This is a genomic window from Actinoplanes sp. NPDC051861, assembly GCF_040681145.1.
Classification (GTDB): Bacteria; Actinomycetota; Actinomycetes; order Mycobacteriales; family Micromonosporaceae; genus Actinoplanes.
Genome location: NZ_JBFAYE010000019.1, coordinates 133,273 through 150,663, shown reverse-complemented (window position 1 = coordinate 150,663; position 17,391 = coordinate 133,273). Strand labels below are relative to the sequence as shown.

Sequence of the window (17,391 nt, the reverse complement as noted above, 5' to 3'; positions counted from 1 at the left end):
TGGTCGGCGGCAGAGTCGCAACCCATCTAAGCCAGCCGATGCAACCCCTGTCACCCGGCAAGGCCCGCCTTGACCCGTCCGGTCAGCTCGTCGCCGAGGATCTCCTGGTCACCGCGGGCGAGCGCGTCCAGGGCGAGCGCGGCGACGACGGCCGGGTCGCTCTTCTGCTCCGGCGGGATCGAGGCGGCCATGTCGGTGTCCATGTAGGCCACGTGCAGCCCGGTGACGGTGATGCCGCTCGGCGCGAGCAGGTCGCGGCTCGCGTTGGTGAGCGCCCAGGCGGCCGCCTTGGCCGCCGAGTAGGAGCCGAGCGGGCCCGGGTGCAGCCAGGACAGGATGGACAGCACGTTGAGCACCGCTCCCCCGCCGTTGGCCGCGATGACCGGGGCGAACGCGCGGGTGACGGCGAGGGTGCCGAAGTAGTTGGTCTCCATGTCCGCGCGGATGCCGTCGAGGTCGCCGTCGAGCAGGTTCTGCCCGGCCGAGACGCCGGCGTTGTTGATCAGCAGGGTGGCGTCGGAGGCGGCAGCGGCGGCCTTGGCGACGGATTCGGGGTCGGTGACGTCGAGCTGCAGCGCGATCGCGCCGGGCAGGTCGATGGCGCGCGGGTCGCGGGCGGCGGCGTAGACCTTGGCGCCGCGCTCGATCAGCTGGGCGGCGAGGTGACGCCCGAAACCGCGGTTGGCTCCGGTGACTACGGCGACTGCTGTGGTGAGTTCCATGCCGGTTAGATTACGGCCATCATCTAAAGCGCGCCACGTAATAGATGACACACATCATCTATAGTTGCGGTCATGGGACGGGTGTCGCAGGCGCAGGCAACGCAGAACCGGGAACGTATCGTCAGCACGGCCGCGCGGCTGTTTCGCGAGCGCGGAGTGGCCGGGGTGAGCGTGGCGGACGTGATGGCCGAGGCGGGGCTCACGCACGGCGGGTTCTACAAGCACTTCGCCTCGAAGGAGGCGCTGGTCGCCGAGGCGGTCGCGCGCGCCTTCCTCGACCAGGCGGAACACCTGCCGGACGGGCGGGCGGCGCTGATCGAGCAGTACCTGTCGGCCGAGCACCGGGACCACCCGGGACAGGGGTGCCCGTCGGCCGGATTCGGGGCGGACGTGAGCCGGTCCTCGGGTGACAACGGAGCGCGGTCCGCGTACACCAAAGGGGTTGAAGGTTTCGCAACCCACCTCGGAGCCGGCGGCGAACCGGATCTGGCCGCCCTCAGCATGATGGTCGGGGCCCTGATGCTCGCGCGCGCGACGGCCGGCACCGACCTCTCGGACCGCGTCCTGGCAGCGGCGAAAGCCGCGCTCAGCCCAGCGGAAGGCCCTGCTGGAGCAGCGTGAGCGCTCTCTCCAGACGCTCGTGGTCAGCCGGAGTGACGCCCTCCGCGGGAAGCCCCCCGGACGGCACCACCGAGAGCATCGCACCGACCGCCGCACCGGCCATGACCCGCGCGGAGAAGTCACCCGGCGGCAGCCCGGCCCGCTCGGCGATCACCCCGGCCAGCAGGTCGATGGCGTCCGTCATCTGGTGCATGACGCGCGCGCGCAACTCGGGGACGCTGTGAAAGAGTCGCTGGCGGCGCTGCTCGAACTCCCAGGCCTCCGGGCTCAGGTCGGCGAAGACGTCTCTCATCGCGAGCAGAATCGCCTGGATCGGCTCCACGCCGGCAGGCTGGGCGCGGATCGCCACGACCAGCACCGCGTCGACGTCGTCGATCAGCACCACATCTTCCTTTGTCGGGAAATATCGGAAGAAAGTGCTCGGCGAGACCTCGGCCGCGTCCGCGATCTGATCCACTGTGGTGGCCGCGAACCCCTGCTCCTCGAACAGCCGCATCGCGTGGTCGCGGATCGCGGCCCGGGTCTTCGCCTTCTTCCGCTCACGCAGGCTGGTCATACGCCCGATTCTGCCAGCACCTTCTCGCCGGCCGGCATCACCACGAGGGCGAGCGCCGCACCGACCGCGGCCACCGCTCCGGCGACGATCAGCGAGACGGACATGCCGTGGGTGAACGCGTCCCGCACCTGCGCGAGCAGCACCGGATCGCCGAGGCGCCGGGCGGCCGCGACACCCTCGGTGACGCTGTCTCCGGCCGCCGGGGGCACACCGTCGCGGTAGACGGCGTTCAGCACCATGCCGAGCACCGCGACGCCGATCGCGCTGCCCACCTGCCGCAACGCCTGGATCAGTCCGTTGCCCACGCCGCTGCGCTCCGGGCTGAGGGCGCCGAGCGCGGCGTTCATCGAGGGCGGCAGGGTGAAGCCGAGACCGATTCCGGCCAGGGTGATCCAGGCGGCGATCCAGCCGTATCCGGTGTCCGGGCCGGTGAGAGCGCCCGCGAAGAGCGCGACGGCCATCAGCGCGAGCCCCGCGGCGATGACGTTTCTCGCCGGGCGGGCGGTCAGCCGGTTGGCGATCCGGGCACCGGCCATCAGCCCGCCGATCACCGGGAGCAGGCGCAGGCCGGTGCCGAACGCGTTCGCCCCACCGACCGCCTGGAACAGCTGCGGCAGCGTGAAGAGCAGGCCGAACAGCGAGAATCCGGCGAGCGTGGCGAAGAGCGTGCCGCCGAGGAAGGCGCGGTTGCGGAAGAGGTCCAGGTCGATCAGCGGCGCGGCGGCACGGCGCTGCCACAGCGCCAGGCCGGCGAGGGCGAGCACGCCGGAGGCGATGGAGATCTGGGCGGGCACGTCGCTCCAGCTGTCTTCACCGGCTTTGATGATTCCGTACGTCAGCGCGCACAGTCCCCCTGCGGACAACACGACTCCGGGCAGGTCGAAGCGCCTTCCGCGATCGCCGTACGACTCGGGGACCCAGGCGGTGACGGCGATCAGCCCCGCCGCCACCAGGGGCAGATTGATCAGGAAGACCGATCCCCAGTGGAAGTGGTCGAGCAGGTACCCGCCGAGCAGCGGGCCGAGCGGCACACCGAGGGCGTTCGCCGTGACCCAGACGGAGAGTGCCCTCGGCCTTTCCCGCTCGTCGAACAGCACGGTCACGACGGCACCCATCAGCGCCAGGATCACGGCGGAGGCGAGCCCGAGGACCGCGCGGGCGGCGATCAACTGTCCGGTCGACGCGGCGTAGGCACACGCGGCCGAGGCGGCACCGAACACGACGAGGGCGCACAGGAGCATGCGCTTACGGCCGAAGCGGTCGCCGAGCATGCCGGCCGGCAGCAGCGCGGCGGCGAGAACCAGCAGATATGAGGTGGTGAACCACTGGAGATCACCGGTGGAGGCGTCGAGGTCCCGGGCCAGGGTGGGCAGCGCGACGCTGAGCGCGGTGCTGTCCAGACCGATGGCGACGGTGCAGAGGGCCAGTGCGGCGAGCGCGTACCAGCGCGCGTTCGAGGTGGTCATAAAATGAGAGTAGCTGTCAAAAGCTAGTGACTAGCAATTTCCTGAGCGCGGTCTCAGCTTGGGCGTGCCGCCTGCGACCGTTGCGGGCCTGTGTCACGATCTTGGATGGCGTCCGCGCGGTGGAGGGCTGGATGAAGAAGATCCTCGGATGGGTCCTGGTGTTCCTGCTGGTCTTCTGGATCGGCACCAACCCCGGGCCGGCCGCCGACGTGGCACGCAGCCTCGGCGACGGCGTCGCGGAGATCTTCTCCAACATCGGGACGTTCTTCGTCGACCTCTCCAACAACTGACATGCGCGTCCTCTGCGTCGGACTGGCGACCGTCGACCTGGTGCAGAGGGTCGACCGTTTCCCCGCCGCCGACGAGAAGATCCAGTCCACGTCGGCCTCCGTCGCCGCGGGCGGCCCGGCCACCAACGCCGCTGTCACCGCGGCCGCCCTCGGCGCCTCGGTCACCCTGCTCACGGTGGTCGGATCACACCCGCTGGGCGCCCTGATCCACGCCGACCTGACAGCCCGCGGCGTGACGGTGATCGACGCGGCCCCGGACCTCACCGACCCGCCACCGGTCTCCGCGGTGACAGTCCTGTCCTCATCGGGCACCCGAACCATAGTCAGCCGCAACGCCGGCACCCACAGCGCCGACCTCCCACCCGGCGGCATCCCCGAGGCCGACCTCACCCTGGTCGACGGCCACCACCCGGTCCTGGCCGTCGCCGCCGCCCGCTCCGCATCGCGCCTGGTGGTGGACGCGGGAAGCTGGCGCCCGGTCTTCACCGAGGTCTTCCCCCACGCGGAGGTGGTGGCCTGCTCAGCCGACTTCCGCCACCCGTCCGCCCCGTCCCCGTCCGTTTTGTCCCCGTCGGCCCCGCTCGCCCTCGACGAGGCGACGGCCGCAGCGGTCGGCGCCCGCAAGGTCGTCGTCACCCACGGCCCCGACCCGGTCCGCTGGTTCGACGCGGGCGGCGCCGGCTTCCGAGCGGGCACCGCAGGCGTGTGGGGCGAAATCACCGTCCCACCAGTCCCGGCCACAGACACGGCCGGCGCCGGCGACGTCTTCCACGGCGCCCTCTGCGTGGCACTGGCGCAGGAAGCGGACCTTCAGGCCGCCATCAGTTACGCGATCCGCATCGCCGGCATCCGCGTCCAGCACCCCGGCCCGCGGGACTGGCTCGCCCACCTCTGACCGGTCAGATCCCGGCGATGAGCGACACCACGATCAACGCCAATGCCACCGTCATCAGGATCGCGACGGCCGCGGCCGAACCCACCACCCGCATGATCTCGCGGAGCGGCAGGAGCGCCTGCCGCATCATTCGCAAGGCCGCCAGCAGGAGAAAGACAGCCGCCAGCAGGAGCAGCACACCGGGGAACGAGGTGGCCTCGCCGGGTTGGGCATGAAGTGAATCAAGTACTACGATGTGCATGAGCCGACCCCTTCGATGATCGGTTCTGAATTCAGAGACGCCTTCGGGTGCCACCGAGGGCGTCTCTTCGCGTCACCACGACCTACCCGTGCGGGTGACAGCTTCAGTCTCACGCGTGTCACCGCGCCCTGACAATTGCCACGGAGAATTTGACACGCTACGTTTGCCGCCGTTGCTCTTGCCATGAATCAAATTGCCAACAAGCGGGTTGCCGGTTCGCATGTTGCCAGCTGGCGAATTGCCCTAACGTGGCCTGAGGAGGTGGTTGACGTGGCCAGGCGAACGAGTCCCGTGCTGCTCCGCCGCCAACTCGGCGACGAGCTGCGCCGCCATCGGGAGGCGGCCGGCGAGAAAGCGGGCGACGTCGCCAAGGCCCTCGGCGTCCAACCCGCCGCGATCAGCCGGCTGGAGAACGGGCAACGGCGACCCATGCTGCTCTACGTCGCCGCGCTCTGCGATCACTACGGCTTGGACCGCGAGACCACCGAGCAGCTGAAGGGCCTGGCCCGCGCCGCCCACCAGGAGGGCTGGTGGGAGAAATGGAACACGGCCGATCCCTGGGAGTCGGCGTACGCGGGCTTCGAGGCCGGCGCGAGCGTCATCAAGTCCTACGAGCTCGGATTCGTTCCCGGCCTGCTGCAAACGGCGGACTACACGCGAGCCGTCGTCATCGCGCTGCTTCCCGAGATCAGCCAGGACGCCCTGGAGAAGAATATCGAATTCCGGGCCCGGCGGCAGGACGTCCTCGTCACCGCGGATCCGGTCGAACTCCACGCGATAATCAGTGAGAACGTCCTGCGCACGATGATCGGCGACCCCGACGTCATGCGCGGGCAGATGATTCACCTTCGGGAACAGATGAAGCTTCCGAATGTGAAACTCCAGGTTCTTCCGTTCACCGCCGGATCGGCGATCAGCCAGGTCGGATCCTTCACGGTTCTGGAGTTTTCGGACGGGTTGACCGGCGACATCGTCCACACCGAAACGGCCCTGGGCACCACCGCGGAACGAGGGAAGAAGGAGTCGGTGCGCTGCAAGAGCTATTTCACGAAAATTGCCGCAGCCGCCGCCGACGAAGAGACATCGATCAGAATCATCGAAGCACTCCTGTAAACCGTCGAAGACAACCCAAGGGTCCAATGATGAATCCTGCCGAATCCAACAACGAGCCGCTGGCATGGCGCAAGGCCACGAAGAGCGGAACTTCGAATTGCGTCGAGTTGGCCAAGGTGGACGGCGACACCGTCGCCTTCCGCAATTCACGCCAACCGGACGGCGCAGTCGTCACGTACACCCGGGCCGAACTCGAGGCCTTCATCGATGGCATCAAGCGCGGGGAGTTCGACGACCTTCTCCGCTGACAGGCCCAAAGCAGTCTCGCCCGGCATCCCACGCGGATGCCGGGCGAGTTCTGTCTCTCAGACCGTGCGGGCCAGCCGGTCCGCCAGCAACTTCGCGAACCGGGCCGGGTCCTCCAGATCGCCGCCCTCGGCCAGCAGCGCCGTCCCGTACAGAAGCTCGGCGGTGTCCGGCAGGGCCGGGTCCTCGGCACCCCGCTCGTGGGCGGCCCGCAGACCCGACACCAGCGGGTGGTTCGGGTTCAGCTCGAGGATCCGCTTGACGCGCGGGCCCTCCTGGCCCATCGCCCGGTACATCTTCTCCAGTGCCGGCGTGATGTCGTCGGAGTCGCTGACCAGGCACGCCGCCGAGGTGGTCAGGCGGTGGGAGAGGCGGACCTCCTTGACCTGCTCGTCCAGCTTCTCCTTGAGGAAGCCGAGCAGCGGGCCGAAGTCGCCCTCCGGCTCCTTCTCCTCCTCGTCCTTCTTCAGGTCGACCGAGCCTCGGGCGATCGACCGCAGCTTCCTGCCGTCGAAGTCGGGGACGGCGTCGACCCAGATCTCGTCGACCGGGTCGGTCAGGATGAGGACCTCGTAGCCCTGTTCCTGGAAGGCTTCCATGTGCGGGGAGTTCTCCACCTGGGAGCGGCTCTCGCCGGTCAGGAAGTAGATCTCCTCCTGGCCCTCCTTCATGCGTTCCACGTAGGCGGCCAGTGTCGTCGGCTCGGTGCCGTGCGTGGTGGCGAAGGAGGCGATCTCCAGGATGGGCTTGTGGTTGTCCGGCTCGCTGAGCAGGCCCTCCTTGACCGCGCGGCCGAACTCGCGCCAGAACGTCGCGTACTTCTCCGGGTTGTTGCTCATCAGGTCCTTGATCGTGGAGAGGACCTTCTTGACGAGCCGGCGGCGGATCATCTGGATGTGCCGGTCCTGCTGCAGGATCTCGCGGGAGATGTTCAGCGACAGGTCGGCGGCGTCGACGACACCCTTGACGAAGCGCAGGTAGTCGGGGATCAGCTCCTTGCTGTCGTCCATGATGAAGACGCGCTTCACATAGAGCTGCAAGCCGCGGCGCGCGTCCCGCTGGAACAGGTCGTGGGGTGCGCGCGACGGGATGAAGAGCAACGCCTCGTACTCGAAGGTGCCCTCGGCCTTCATGTTGATGATCTCGAGCGGGTCGGTCCAGTCGTGGCTGATGTGCCGGTAGAACTGGTGGTACTCCTCGTCGGTGACCTCGCTGCGCGGCCGGGCCCACAGCGCCTTCATCGAGTTGAGTGACTCGCCGTCCTTCGTGATCGGGAAGGCGATGAAGTCCGAGTAGCGCTTGACGATCTCCCGGATCTTCCAGTCGTCCGTGTAGTCGTAGAGCGCGTCGTCCTCGTCCTTGGGCCGCAGGTGCAGCGTCACCGTGGTGCCGACCGGCGCGTCCGGCGCGTCGTCGATGGTGAACGTGCCCTCACCCGCCGACTCCCAGCGCGTGCCGTGCCCCTCGGTGCCGGCCCGGTGCGTCACCAGCTCGACCTTGTCGGCGACCATGAACGTCGAGTAGAAGCCCACACCGAACTGGCCGATCAGCTCGGGGCTCTCCTTGGCCTCCTTGAGCTTGGTCAGCAGCTCCGCGGTGCCGGACTTGGCGATCGTGCCGATCAGCTCGACGACCTCGTCACGGGTCATCCCGATGCCGTTGTCCCGGACGGTCAGCGTGCGCGCCTCAGCGTCCGCCTCGATCTCGATGTGCAGGTCGGAGGTGTCCGCCTCGAGGCCGTCCTGCAGCTTCGCCAGGCGCAGCTTGTCCAGCGCGTCGGACGCGTTCGAGATCAGCTCCCGCAGGAAGATGTCCTTGTTCGAATAGATCGAATGGACCATCAGCTGCAACAGCTGCCGCGCCTCGGCCTGGAACTCCAACGTCTCCATCGTCACCCGTTCCCGTCATGTCCGGTGGTTCACACCGATCGTAGGACGGAGTCCGGAACGCCAAGGCACCGGTGGGAGCAGACCCAAGATCAAATTCATAAAAGCCATGTCGTAGCGGGGTGGAGGGTACAGATCGCCGCTCCCGCCGAGGGCCGCGCGGCGGCGAGCTGGCCGCTGACGCGTCCATGACGCTCACCACCACCCGGCGACGTGCGTGAGTGGTTGCGCCCAAGAACCCAAAACCCGAAACCCGCGCGGCCACTCACGCCGGATTCGAGGCCATCCCTCAGCAGCCCGGCCCCGAGGCGACCCCGTTGACAATGCGGTAGCGGGAGATGTCGCCCTTCACGTAGCTCTTCAGCTGGGAGATCGACTTGGGTGACTCACCGTGCTGGGCCAGGTAGCCCACGATCGCCGTGTCGACGGTGCGGCAGGTGGCCTGGTCCGCGACGGCACGGGAGGAGGCCTCCAGCTGCTTGACGTTCAACGCAGCGTAAGAAGCGCCTGAAATACTAACCGTAACCGCAGCCGCCATGGCCAGCTCCATCATTCGCACCGGAGCAGGCTAGCGATGATCACGGAAAGTATCCACCTGGCCGATCGGACGATCTTGAGCACGGAGCGTGATCTGTGCCAGAAGCGCGAATGAATCGCCGTGACTCTTTATTCGATCAGGGCGGGGAACGTACGGTGATTACTCGGAGCAACGGTCTGATCACGCTGGAGGATCCCATGCGTCGCGCCGCTGTCGTTCTCGCCCTCACCCTCGCCGGTCTCTGGATCGCCTCCCCCGCTCAGGCGTTCGCGCACACCAGGGTGCAGAATCCCGCCCTGCACGCCGTGCTCGACGGGCTGACTCTCCTGGTCGTCTCCGCGCCGGTGTGGACCGCGCTGCTGTGGAGCGGCGGCAATCGGTGGCAACTCGCCGCCCTGATCGCCCTCGTGCAGATCCCGGTGGCGATCATCGGCTTCGTGCCGATCGTCGACCCCTACCTGCACCTGGCCCTCTTCGTGATCGCACTGGGCATCACGGCGATGTCGCTGCGGGTGGTCCGCCATCAGCAGCGGGCCGCCACCGCACCCGCACCCGTCCGCCACTAGATGCCCCCGACGGCCAGGCCGCACGACGGCCTGGCCGTCACTTATGTCCAGGAGCGAACAGGTTTCTCTCAGCGGGACGGACCCGCGATGTGATGCCCATTTAACGTGCCCGCAAGTGAGGCTCGCCACAATGATCCGGTGGTGACCGAGACGATGATGCCCGTCAACGGCATCCAGGTGTGCGTGGAGACCTTCGGCGAGCCTACTGAGCCCCCGTTGCTGCTGCTGGCCGGGGAAGCCAGTTCGATGGACTGGTGGGACGACGAGTTCTGCCGGCGGCTCGCGGCCGGCGGACGGTTCGTGATCCGGTACGACCACCGGGACACCGGCCGGTCGACGTGCTTCCCAGCGGGCGTCACGGCGTACTCGGGCGTGGACCTGATGAACGACGCGATCGGGGTGCTCGACGCGCTCCGGATCCCGGCGGCCCATCTGGTCGGCATCTGCCTCGGCGGCGCCCTCGGCCTGCGGATCGCGGTGCAGCATCCGGAACGCGTGCTCAGCCTGACACTGATCTCGACAACGGCCGGCGACGCCCATTCACACGAGACCCCGCTCTCCTCGGGAAGGGCCGCGACGATGGTCGACACGCGCACCGAGATCGACTGGTCCAGCCGCCGGTCCGCGATCGCCGGGCTGATCGCGGAGGCACGGGCGCTCGGCGGCCCGTTCACACCGGACGAACCACACCTGCGCCGCCTTGCCGAACGCGTCTTCGACCGGGGCGGCGACCTGGCCACCGCACGGCAGAACCACAGGCTCGCCGGGTACGGCATGCCGGTCCGCGATCGGCTGAACGCCATCACCGCACCAACGGTCGTCCTGCACGGCACACTCGACCGGCGCTTCCCCGCCGAACACCCGGAGGAACTGGCCCGCTCGATCCCCGGCGCACGCCTGGTCTGGCTGGACGGCGTCGGCCACGAGTTCCCGCCCCGCGCCGTCTGGACCCGAGTGCTCACCGAGATCCTGGGCACACCAGTCTGAGTCCCGCACACGCCAAGCCGACCCCCGAGTCGCCGGGCTGGATCCCGGGTGCGCGGGCTGCATCCCGGGTGCGCCGGGCTGACATCATCGGCCCGGTGCTGATCCGCGCCGCCGTGCCCGTCGCCGTCCTCGCCACGGTCGTGCTCGCGTTTCCGAGCCTCGTGCCCGGCAGTTATGGCAGCCTCGTGGAGACGTTCCACCCATGGCTGGGACTGATCATCCCGCTGCTCCTGGCACTGGCCGCCTGGCAGCGCACCCCGGTCGCCCTGCTCACCGCGCTGCTCCCGCTGGCGACCTGGGCCGTGGTCTTCGCCGGCCACATCCTGCCCGCTCAGGGACGGGACACCGGGCTGATCGCCGTCCAGCACAACGTCAGCGACGAGAACCCCGATCCCGCCGCGACGGTGCGCACGCTGATCGCCGCCAATCCGGATCTGATCGGTCTGGAGGAGATCACTCCGGCGGCGTACCCGGCCTACGCGACGGCGCTCGCACCCCGCTTTCCGCACCACAGCGTGCAGGGGACGGTCGCGATCTGGTCGCGGCACCCGCTGAGCGAGGCGCGCCCGCTCAACATCCGCCCGCCCGCCTTCGGCGCCGACTGGAATCGCGGTCTGCGCGCTGTCGCGCACACCCCGCACGGCGAGGTGGCGATCTACGTCGTTCACCTGCCCTCGGTGCGTCCAGGGCTGGGTGGTCTTGATTGCGTACGCCGAAACGAGAGCGCAATCCTCCTGGGAACAGCCCTGGCCGCCGAACCACTCGAACGCGTCGTGCTGCTCGGCGACCTCAACAGCACAGTCGACGATCGCGGCCTGGACCCGGTCCTGAGTCACCTGCACACCGTGGACTCCACGTTCGAGTTCAGCTGGCCGGCCGCGTTCCCCCTGGCCCGCATCGACCAGGTCCTCACCCGCTCCTTCTCGGTCGCACAGATCCAAACCCTCCCCCGAACCGGAAGCGACCACCTCCCGATCGTGGCCCGCCTGACGCTCTGACCGTCCCCCGGCTCACCCCCGAAGGCCCGTCTTCAGTGTCAGCCCGGCCGCCACCGACCCCGCGCAACACCCCAGATACAGCATCAGGAAGAACACCCCGCCCCCACTCCCGAACCCCGCCAGCATCAGCGCGAACATCAGCGCCCCCGCCGCCGAGCCCATCGTCAGGATCCAGGCGGCTGCTTTCTGGGCCGGTGTCCAGTTCGCCGAGCCGGTTGCGATCAGCAGGCCGGCGGCCGGGGCGACCACCGGGAGCACGAACGTGCCCGCCATCAGCAGGGTGATCGCCGCGTGCTCCGGGCCGCCGCCGGCGCTCGGGGAAGGCGCCGGCGCGGGCACCCGGACGGCCGGCAGGCGCAGGTGGGTGGGCATGCCGCCGCGGCGGACGGCGGCGGCGAGCTGCTCGGGCGGGCCGAGCCGGCCCAGCACGAGCGCCGGGTCCTCGGCGAGGTCGCGGCGCAGGGTGATGTAGTTGGCCACGGTCGACATCAGGTCGTCGCGTGACTCGGGCGACAGGTCCTCCGTCGCCGCCCAGAGCGCGGCCAGATAGTCGAGCACGAGCGTGTCGGTGTGGGCCAGCGGTGCGGTCATCGTCCCTCCCGGGATCGGCGTCGCCGACAGCTTCGCGGAAGAAGCCACCCGGGCACATCCATCCATGGATTTACCGTTTCTCAGCCGGCATACATCTTTCGGCCGACCTACCGAGGTCTCACACGTCGCGCGGCGGACGGTAGGGCTCCGGGTTGACGGGCGCGCGGAACTGGAGCGTGTCGCGCACGTTCTTCTGCACCGCCACCGCCGCGAACAGCGTCATCGCGAACGCGAGCCCGTAGAAACCCTTCTCGCTGAGGGCCATCGTGGCGTTCCACAGGCCGATCACGAGCATGACGACGGACAACCCGACGACCGACCAGGACAGGCCGAGGTAGAGCGCCGACACCGGCAGCCCCTCCGCCCGGTCGCGTACCGACTTCTGCAGCGACACGGCGGCGAACAGGCCGAGGACCAGCACCGCCGCGTAGAAGCCCTTCTCGCTGCGGGCCATCGTGGCGTTCCACAGGCCCACGGCGAACGACACGACGCCGAGCACGAGCGCGGCCCACGAGGCGCCGACGAACGCGGCGGTGGGCTTGGCCGGTGAGGAGGGCGGCGGGTAGGCCATGAGGCCCACGCTACGGCGATCGCCCGGCCCGGTCCGGCGAGTTGCGCCAACCGGGCAGGGCAGGATGGTGGCATGCGCCTGGTGTCCCTGCTGCCGTCGGCGACCGAGATCGTGTACGCGCTCGGGCTCGGTGGCGATCTGGTCGGTGTGACATTCGAGTGCGACGAGCCGGTCGAGGCCCGGAGCACGAAGACCGTGGTGGTGGGCGGGCGCGACACCCGCGGGATGAGCCCGGGCGAGATCGACGAGTACGTGCGTACGCAGATGGCGGCGGGCGGCGACCTCTACACGCTGCACGCGGACGCTCTGGCGGGCCTGGATCCCGATCTGATCCTCACCCAGGACCTGTGCCGGGTCTGCGCGGTCCCGTCGGGTCACGTCGACGAGGCCCTGAGCCACCTGGGATGCCGGTCGGAGGTGCTGGCGCTGGACCCGTACACGCTGCGCGACGTGCTGGGCACCTTCGCCGAGGTCGCGAGCGCGGCCGGCGTACCGGAGAGGGGCCGTGACCTGGTCGCCTCGCTGGAGGAACGCCTGGGCCGGGTGGCCGCCGCGGTGGCCGGCCGCCCCCGTCCCCGGGTGGCCGTGGTCGAGTGGGTGGATCCGCCGTTCGGCGCGGGCCACTGGGTGCCGGACATGATCGTCGCCGCGGGCGGTGAGCCGGTCGCGTGCCGGCCCGGGCAGCGGTCGGTCGCGGTGACCTGGGCCGAGCTGACCGCGCCGAAGCCGGAGGTGGTGCTGGTGACCCCGTGCGGATATCACCTGGACGGCGCGATCCGGCAGGCGGACGCGGTGGTTCCGCACTTCCCGGGCGCCGCGGTGTGGGCGATCGACGGGGACGGCCTGGTGGTGCGCCCCGGTCCCCGCCTGATCGACGGTGTGGAGGCGATCGCCGCGATCCTGCACCCGGACGCGGTGCCGGCTCCCCCGGCCAATACTGTCCACCGGGTCGGCTGACCGGCTCAGCGGGTCACCGAAGCGGGTCGCCGAGGCGGGTCGCCGAGGCGGGGACGCAAAGGACCTCTCAGCGGGTCGCCAACGCGTGGGCGCGCGGCGCGGACCAGCGGCTGCGGGCCTCCTCGCGGACCCGCGACGCCCGGTACAGCCAGGCCACGTCGCGGCCGAACGACCACGTCAGCGAGCCCAGCGCCACCGCGAGGGTCGCGACCGACAGCCAGGACGGCAGCACGCCGCTGACCACCACGACGAGCAGGATGCCCTGCTGGGCGGCGACGACCTTGCGGCTGAACTTCGGCGGGAGCGGGGCGTTCAGCCAGGGCGCGGCCCACGAGGCGGCGACGAAGACGTAGCGGAACGCGCCGATCGCCAGTGCCCACCAGCCGTACTCGGTGGACGCGGCGATGCTGAGGACCAGGATCAGGAACGCGTCGACCTCCATGTCGAAGCGCGCGCCCAGCGGGGTGCTCGTCCCGGTACGCCGCGCGACCTGCCCGTCCACCCCGTCCATGGCCAGCGCGACGGCGGCGATGGTGACGAGCAGCGCGGTCGGGACCGGGTCTCCGGCCAGGCTCGTGGCGACCAGGGCGGTGACGCCGCCGGTCAGGATGGCGCGTCCGAAAGTGACCGCGTTCGCCCAGCCCAGGTCCTGCATCCCGGCACGCTGTAACGCGACACCGAGCAGGACGCACAGCGCGACTCCGAAGACGAGTCCGGCGAACCAGCCCGCGGCACCGATGCCCACGAAGACGGCGAGGGCGGCGAGAAGAAGGATCTGGGCCGCGAACCCGGCCAGCGGAGCCCGGGCGGAACTCGTCGTGGTCGTGTCGGTACTGAAGGTCACCGTTCCTCCTGGACGTAGGGTTTAGCCGCTGTCCCCTACACACGCTTGCCGGGGACTTTCGGTTCAGAGAAAGGACGGCTGTTGTCATCTGATGCTCGTGCGTTCTGGTTGAAGTGCCCGGGATCGGGCGAGATACGCACCGAGCGGGTGCCCGATCCCGGGCCGGGTGACGTGACGGTGCGCACCCTGCACTCGGGGGTGAGCCGGGGCACCGAGACCCTGGTCTTCCAGGGGCGGGTGCCGGAGAACCAGTGGGCGACGATGCGAGCGCCCTTCCAGGAGGGTGACTTCCCCGCGCCGGTGAAGTACGGCTATCTCAACGTCGGGATCGTCGAGGCCGGCGACGCCGGCCTGATCGGGAGGACGGTCTTCTGCCTCTACCCGCACCAGACCCGCTACACCGTGCCGCGCGAGAGTGTGACCGTGGTGCCGGACGGCGTGCCGGCGGCGCGGGCGGTGCTGACCGGCACGGTGGAGACGGCGGTGAACGCCGTCTGGGACGCGCACCCGCAGATCGGCGACCGGATCACCGTGGTCGGCGGCGGCATGGTCGGCGCGTCGGTCGCGGCGGTGCTGGCCGGCCTCCCCGGCACGGACGTCGAGCTGGTCGACATCGACCCCACCCGGGAAAACACCGCTAAAGCGCTGAATATCCGGTTTGCCGAGCCGGACCATGCCGCGACCGATCGTGATCTCGTCATCCACGCCAGCGCCACTCAACCCGGCCTCAAGACCTCCCTGAGCCTTCTCAAGACCGAGGGCACAGTCGTGGAGCTCAGCTGGTACGGCGACCGGGAGATCGCCGTACCCCTCGGCGAGAACTTCCACTCCCGCAGACTCACGATCCGCAGCAGCCAGGTCGGCGGCATCGCCCCGTCACGAGGCCGAACCTACGCCGAACGCCTGGCCGTAGCGCTCGACCTCCTGCGCGACCCCCGCTTCGACGCGCTGATCACCGGCCACAGCGCCTTCGACGACCTGCCGGACGTCCTCCCGAGGCTGGCCGGCGGCACCCTCCCCGCGCTCTGCCACGTCATCGACTACCCGGGCGGGAATTGATCTTTCAGGACCGGGTAACCGTAGTACCGGCACGAACCATCAGAAGGAGATGAGCCCTTGTTCAGCGTCACCGTCCGCGACCACATCATGATCGCCCACAGCTTCTCCGGCGAGGTCTTCGGTCCCGCCCAGCGGCTGCACGGCGCCACCTTCGTGGTGGACGCGACGTTCCGCCGTCCCGACCTGGACGACGACAACATCGTGGTGGACATCGGCAAGGCGAGCGAGCAGCTGCACACCATCTGCTCCGGGCTCAGCTACCGCAACCTCGACGACGACCCCGAGTTCACCGGTGTCAACACGTCGACCGAGTTCCTGGCGAAGGTGATCGCCGACCGCCTGGCCGTGCGGATCAAGGCGGGCGAGTTCGGCCCGGGCGCGTCCGGGCTGACCGGCATCGAGGTGAAACTGCACGAGTCGCACATCGCCTGGGCGAGCTACGAGCGCATCCTGTGAGTTTTCCGCTGGTCGCGGTGCTGCCGGGCGGGATCGACGACCCGGCGGCGCCGAGCGGCGGCAATCGTTACGACCGGGAGGTGCTCCGGCGCCTGGCCGTTTCTTTTTTGAGCGTACGCGAGGAGCACGTCACCGGAACCTGGCCCCGTCCCGCCCCTTCCGAGCGGAAGGGACTCACGGCCGTTCTCGAGGCGATCGGCGACGGCTCGACGGTCCTGATCGACGGACTCGTCGCCGGCGGCGTGCCGGACCTCCTCGAGCCGCACGCCACCCGGCTACGGCTCGCGATCCTGGTCCACCTCCCGCTCAGCGACGAGACCGGCCTCTCCCCCGACGACGCCGCCGAACTCCGCGCCCTGGAGGGCCGGTCCCTGCACCTGGCCGCCACGGTGATCGCCACCAGCACTCCCGCGGCACACCAGATCACCGCGATGCACGGGCTGACCGGCGTGCACGTGGCCCCACCCGGCGTCGACCCCGCTCCGCTGGCCGAACCCTCCCCCGGCGGCGGCCGCCTCCTCAACGTCGCGTCGCTGACCCCGCGCAAGGGCCAGGACGTCCTGCTCGCCGCGCTGGCCCAGCTCACCGACCTGACCTGGACCTGCACGTTCGCCGGCGCCGGCCGCCCACCGCACACCGACCTGCCCGGCGTCCGTTTCCCCGGGCCGCTCACGGGTGACGCCCTCGACGCCGCCTACGCGAACGCCGATCTGTTCGTGTTGCCGTCCCGCGCCGAGACCTACGGCATGGTGGTGACCGAGGCCCTGGCCCACGGCGTCCCGGTCGTGGCCAGCGACGTCGGCGGCGTCCCCGAGGCGCTCGGGTCGGTGAACGGCGAGGTTCCCGGGCGACTCGTCCCGCCCGGCGACGCGGATGCCCTCGCCGCGACGTTGCGCGAGTGGCTCACCGACCCCGGGCTGCGGGAGCTTTGGCGAGAGCGCGCCCGGGCCCGCCGCGAGACCCTGACCGGCTGGGACGAGACGGCCCGCCGGATCGGCGAGATCCTTCTAGGAGTGGAACAGTGACCGGAGAATTCAGTCCCGACTGGCTGACCCTGCGTGAGCCCGCGGACGCCGCCGCCCGCGCCGCCGACCTGGTCGGTGAGCTGCCCGGCGAGGTGCGGGTGATTCGTGACCTGGGGTGCGGTACCGGTTCGCTGGGCCGCTGGCTGGCACCGCAGCTGCCGACGCCGCAGCACTGGGTGATGACCGACCGGGACCCGGCGCTGCTGCGGCTCGCCGCCGACGGGATGCCGTCCGAGGTCACCGTCAGCACCCACCTGCGGGACGTCACCGAGCTGACCGTCGCGGACCTGGCCGGCACCGACCTGGTCACCTGTTCGGCACTGCTCGACCTGCTCACCGCCGAGGAGGTGGACGGACTCGTCGCGGTCTGCGCCGAGGCCCGGGTGAACGCGCTGTTCACGCTCTCGGTGACCGGCGAGGTGACGCTGGACCCGGCCGACCCGCTGGACGAGACGATTCAGGACGCGTTCAACTCTCATCAGCGGCGCGAGGAGGGCGGGCGGCGGCTGCTGGGGCCGGATGCTCCGGCGTACGCGGTGACCGCCTTCGAGAAGGCCGGCGCCCGGGTCCTGTCCCGGCCCAGCCACTGGCGACTCGGCCCGGCACTGTCCGCGCTCACCGCCGAGTGGCTGCGGGGCTGGACCGGCGCCGCCACCGAACAGCGGCCTGACCTGGTCGTCGACGCCTACCTCACGCGGCGTACGACCACGGTTCCGTACGCCTCCGTGGGACATCGGGATCTTTTAGCGATCTTCGAGTGAAC

General features: G+C 69.8%; 22 protein-coding genes. 13 read left to right on the top strand and 9 right to left on the bottom strand.

The genetic code is table 11. The features are described 5' to 3' along the window. Positions 1-50 precede the first annotated feature (50 nt). Positions 51-722, bottom strand: a complete 672-nt coding sequence (locus tag AB0M02_RS35620; RefSeq protein WP_364235197.1) for an SDR family oxidoreductase — start codon at positions 720-722, stop codon at positions 51-53. A 72-nt stretch (positions 723-794) separates the two neighbouring features. Here AB0M02_RS35620 and AB0M02_RS35615 point away from each other — a divergent pair, with 72 nt between their 5' ends. After that, on the top strand, positions 795-1,343 hold the full coding sequence (locus tag AB0M02_RS35615) for a TetR family transcriptional regulator (RefSeq protein WP_364235194.1): 549 nt from the start codon (positions 795-797) through the stop codon (positions 1,341-1,343). On the opposite strand, the gene AB0M02_RS35610 is transcribed toward AB0M02_RS35615, so the two are convergent. Then, a complete protein-coding gene (locus AB0M02_RS35610) occupies positions 1,309-1,899 on the bottom strand; it encodes a TetR family transcriptional regulator (RefSeq protein WP_364235191.1) in 591 nt (196 codons plus the stop codon). The genes AB0M02_RS35615 and AB0M02_RS35610 overlap by 35 nt on opposite strands. Further along, positions 1,896-3,365, bottom strand: a complete 1,470-nt coding sequence (locus AB0M02_RS35605) for an MFS transporter (protein ID WP_364235189.1) — start codon at positions 3,363-3,365, stop codon at positions 1,896-1,898. The genes AB0M02_RS35610 and AB0M02_RS35605 overlap by 4 nt, the downstream gene beginning before the upstream one ends. A gap of 131 nt (positions 3,366-3,496) precedes the next feature. Between AB0M02_RS35605 and AB0M02_RS35600 the strand changes: the two genes are divergently transcribed. Both AB0M02_RS35600 and AB0M02_RS35595 read left to right on the top strand, forming a co-directional pair. Then, complete coding sequence (locus tag AB0M02_RS35600; protein WP_364235186.1) at positions 3,497-3,655, top strand: hypothetical protein; 159 nt, start codon at positions 3,497-3,499, stop codon at positions 3,653-3,655. 1 nt (position 3,656) lies between these two features. Continuing rightward, on the top strand, positions 3,657-4,550 hold the full coding sequence (locus tag AB0M02_RS35595) for a PfkB family carbohydrate kinase (RefSeq protein WP_364235185.1): 894 nt from the start codon (positions 3,657-3,659) through the stop codon (positions 4,548-4,550). 4 nt (positions 4,551-4,554) lie between these two features. Here the strand turns inward: AB0M02_RS35595 and AB0M02_RS35590 are convergent, their stop codons facing one another. Next, positions 4,555-4,791, bottom strand: coding sequence for a hypothetical protein (locus AB0M02_RS35590; RefSeq protein WP_364235184.1), 237 nt, complete (start codon positions 4,789-4,791; stop codon positions 4,555-4,557). A gap of 183 nt (positions 4,792-4,974) precedes the next feature. Between AB0M02_RS35590 and AB0M02_RS35585 the strand changes: the two genes are divergently transcribed. Continuing rightward, entirely contained in the window at positions 4,975-5,904 is a 930-nt protein-coding gene (locus AB0M02_RS35585) for a helix-turn-helix transcriptional regulator (RefSeq protein WP_364235182.1), read from the top strand. A 29-nt stretch (positions 5,905-5,933) separates the two neighbouring features. Then, positions 5,934-6,152, top strand: a complete 219-nt coding sequence (locus tag AB0M02_RS35580; RefSeq protein WP_364235179.1) for a DUF397 domain-containing protein — start codon at positions 5,934-5,936, stop codon at positions 6,150-6,152. Positions 6,153-6,209: 57 nt separating this feature from the next. Here AB0M02_RS35580 and htpG read toward each other — a convergent pair whose 3' ends face one another. Both htpG and AB0M02_RS35570 read right to left on the bottom strand, forming a co-directional pair. Beyond that, positions 6,210-8,045 carry a molecular chaperone HtpG gene (gene htpG / locus AB0M02_RS35575; protein ID WP_364235177.1) on the bottom strand — a complete coding sequence of 612 codons (1,836 nt, stop codon included), beginning with the start codon at positions 8,043-8,045 and terminating at the stop codon, positions 6,210-6,212. A gap of 280 nt (positions 8,046-8,325) precedes the next feature. Then, positions 8,326-8,526 carry a hypothetical protein gene (locus AB0M02_RS35570; protein ID WP_364235174.1) on the bottom strand — a complete coding sequence of 67 codons (201 nt, stop codon included), beginning with the start codon at positions 8,524-8,526 and terminating at the stop codon, positions 8,326-8,328. Positions 8,527-8,771: 245 nt separating this feature from the next. Between AB0M02_RS35570 and AB0M02_RS35565 the strand changes: the two genes are divergently transcribed. From AB0M02_RS35565 to AB0M02_RS35555, 3 genes are all read left to right on the top strand, one after another. Next, the gene (locus tag AB0M02_RS35565) at positions 8,772-9,140 is read left to right on the top strand and encodes a hypothetical protein (RefSeq protein WP_364235172.1); all 369 of its coding nucleotides are present in this window, start codon (positions 8,772-8,774) and stop codon (positions 9,138-9,140) included. 141 nt (positions 9,141-9,281) lie between these two features. Further along, a complete protein-coding gene (locus AB0M02_RS35560; protein WP_364235170.1) occupies positions 9,282-10,127 on the top strand; it encodes an alpha/beta hydrolase in 846 nt (281 codons plus the stop codon). 68 nt (positions 10,128-10,195) lie between these two features. Next, on the top strand, positions 10,196-11,125 hold the full coding sequence (locus AB0M02_RS35555; RefSeq protein ID WP_364235168.1) for an endonuclease/exonuclease/phosphatase family protein: 930 nt from the start codon (positions 10,196-10,198) through the stop codon (positions 11,123-11,125). Positions 11,126-11,137: 12 nt separating this feature from the next. Here AB0M02_RS35555 and AB0M02_RS35550 read toward each other — a convergent pair whose 3' ends face one another. Beyond that, on the bottom strand, positions 11,138-11,716 hold the full coding sequence (locus AB0M02_RS35550) for a hypothetical protein (RefSeq protein WP_364235167.1): 579 nt from the start codon (positions 11,714-11,716) through the stop codon (positions 11,138-11,140). Positions 11,717-11,834: 118 nt separating this feature from the next. Then, a complete protein-coding gene (gene yiaA, locus AB0M02_RS35545) occupies positions 11,835-12,287 on the bottom strand; it encodes an inner membrane protein YiaA (protein ID WP_364235165.1) in 453 nt (150 codons plus the stop codon). Positions 12,288-12,359: 72 nt separating this feature from the next. On the opposite strand from yiaA, the gene AB0M02_RS35540 reads away from it, so the two are divergent. After that, on the top strand, positions 12,360-13,244 hold the full coding sequence (locus AB0M02_RS35540; RefSeq protein WP_364235163.1) for an ABC transporter substrate-binding protein: 885 nt from the start codon (positions 12,360-12,362) through the stop codon (positions 13,242-13,244). Positions 13,245-13,311: 67 nt separating this feature from the next. Here AB0M02_RS35540 and AB0M02_RS35535 read toward each other — a convergent pair whose 3' ends face one another. After that, on the bottom strand, positions 13,312-14,088 hold the full coding sequence (locus tag AB0M02_RS35535; protein ID WP_364235161.1) for a CDP-alcohol phosphatidyltransferase family protein: 777 nt from the start codon (positions 14,086-14,088) through the stop codon (positions 13,312-13,314). Positions 14,089-14,169: 81 nt separating this feature from the next. Between AB0M02_RS35535 and AB0M02_RS35530 the strand changes: the two genes are divergently transcribed. From AB0M02_RS35530 to AB0M02_RS35515, 4 genes are read left to right on the top strand one after another with little or no spacing between them, the layout of a single operon-like run. Continuing rightward, a complete protein-coding gene (locus AB0M02_RS35530; protein ID WP_364235159.1) occupies positions 14,170-15,147 on the top strand; it encodes a zinc-binding alcohol dehydrogenase in 978 nt (325 codons plus the stop codon). Between the two features lie 57 nt (positions 15,148-15,204). Then, entirely contained in the window at positions 15,205-15,603 is a 399-nt protein-coding gene (locus AB0M02_RS35525; protein ID WP_364235156.1) for a 6-carboxytetrahydropterin synthase, read from the top strand. After that, positions 15,600-16,628, top strand: a complete 1,029-nt coding sequence (locus AB0M02_RS35520) for a glycosyltransferase family 4 protein (protein WP_364235153.1) — start codon at positions 15,600-15,602, stop codon at positions 16,626-16,628. Before AB0M02_RS35525 ends, AB0M02_RS35520 begins: the two co-directional genes overlap by 4 nt. Beyond that, complete coding sequence (locus AB0M02_RS35515; RefSeq protein ID WP_364235150.1) at positions 16,625-17,389, top strand: class I SAM-dependent methyltransferase; 765 nt, start codon at positions 16,625-16,627, stop codon at positions 17,387-17,389. The genes AB0M02_RS35520 and AB0M02_RS35515 overlap by 4 nt, the downstream gene beginning before the upstream one ends. The last annotated feature ends 2 nt before the right edge of the window (positions 17,390-17,391 follow it).

What these genes read in the sequence shown, in the direction of transcription:
- AB0M02_RS35620 (WP_364235197.1), bottom strand. Translation starts at nt 722, where the DNA reads ATGGAACTCACCACAGCAGTCGCCGTAGTCACCGGAGCCAACCGCGGT.
- AB0M02_RS35615 (WP_364235194.1), top strand. Translation starts at nt 795, where the DNA reads ATGGGACGGGTGTCGCAGGCGCAGGCAACGCAGAACCGGGAACGTATC.
- AB0M02_RS35610 (WP_364235191.1), bottom strand. Translation starts at nt 1,899, where the DNA reads ATGACCAGCCTGCGTGAGCGGAAGAAGGCGAAGACCCGGGCCGCGATC.
- AB0M02_RS35605 (WP_364235189.1), bottom strand. Translation starts at nt 3,365, where the DNA reads ATGACCACCTCGAACGCGCGCTGGTACGCGCTCGCCGCACTGGCCCTC.
- AB0M02_RS35600 (WP_364235186.1), top strand. Translation starts at nt 3,497, where the DNA reads ATGAAGAAGATCCTCGGATGGGTCCTGGTGTTCCTGCTGGTCTTCTGG.
- AB0M02_RS35595 (WP_364235185.1), top strand. Translation starts at nt 3,657, where the DNA reads ATGCGCGTCCTCTGCGTCGGACTGGCGACCGTCGACCTGGTGCAGAGG.
- AB0M02_RS35590 (WP_364235184.1), bottom strand. Translation starts at nt 4,791, where the DNA reads ATGCACATCGTAGTACTTGATTCACTTCATGCCCAACCCGGCGAGGCC.
- AB0M02_RS35585 (WP_364235182.1), top strand. Translation starts at nt 4,975, where the DNA reads ATGAATCAAATTGCCAACAAGCGGGTTGCCGGTTCGCATGTTGCCAGC.
- AB0M02_RS35580 (WP_364235179.1), top strand. Translation starts at nt 5,934, where the DNA reads ATGAATCCTGCCGAATCCAACAACGAGCCGCTGGCATGGCGCAAGGCC.
- AB0M02_RS35565 (WP_364235172.1), top strand. Translation starts at nt 8,772, where the DNA reads ATGCGTCGCGCCGCTGTCGTTCTCGCCCTCACCCTCGCCGGTCTCTGG.
- AB0M02_RS35550 (WP_364235167.1), bottom strand. Translation starts at nt 11,716, where the DNA reads ATGACCGCACCGCTGGCCCACACCGACACGCTCGTGCTCGACTATCTG.
- yiaA (WP_364235165.1), bottom strand. Translation starts at nt 12,287, where the DNA reads ATGGCCTACCCGCCGCCCTCCTCACCGGCCAAGCCCACCGCCGCGTTC.
- AB0M02_RS35540 (WP_364235163.1), top strand. Translation starts at nt 12,360, where the DNA reads ATGCGCCTGGTGTCCCTGCTGCCGTCGGCGACCGAGATCGTGTACGCG.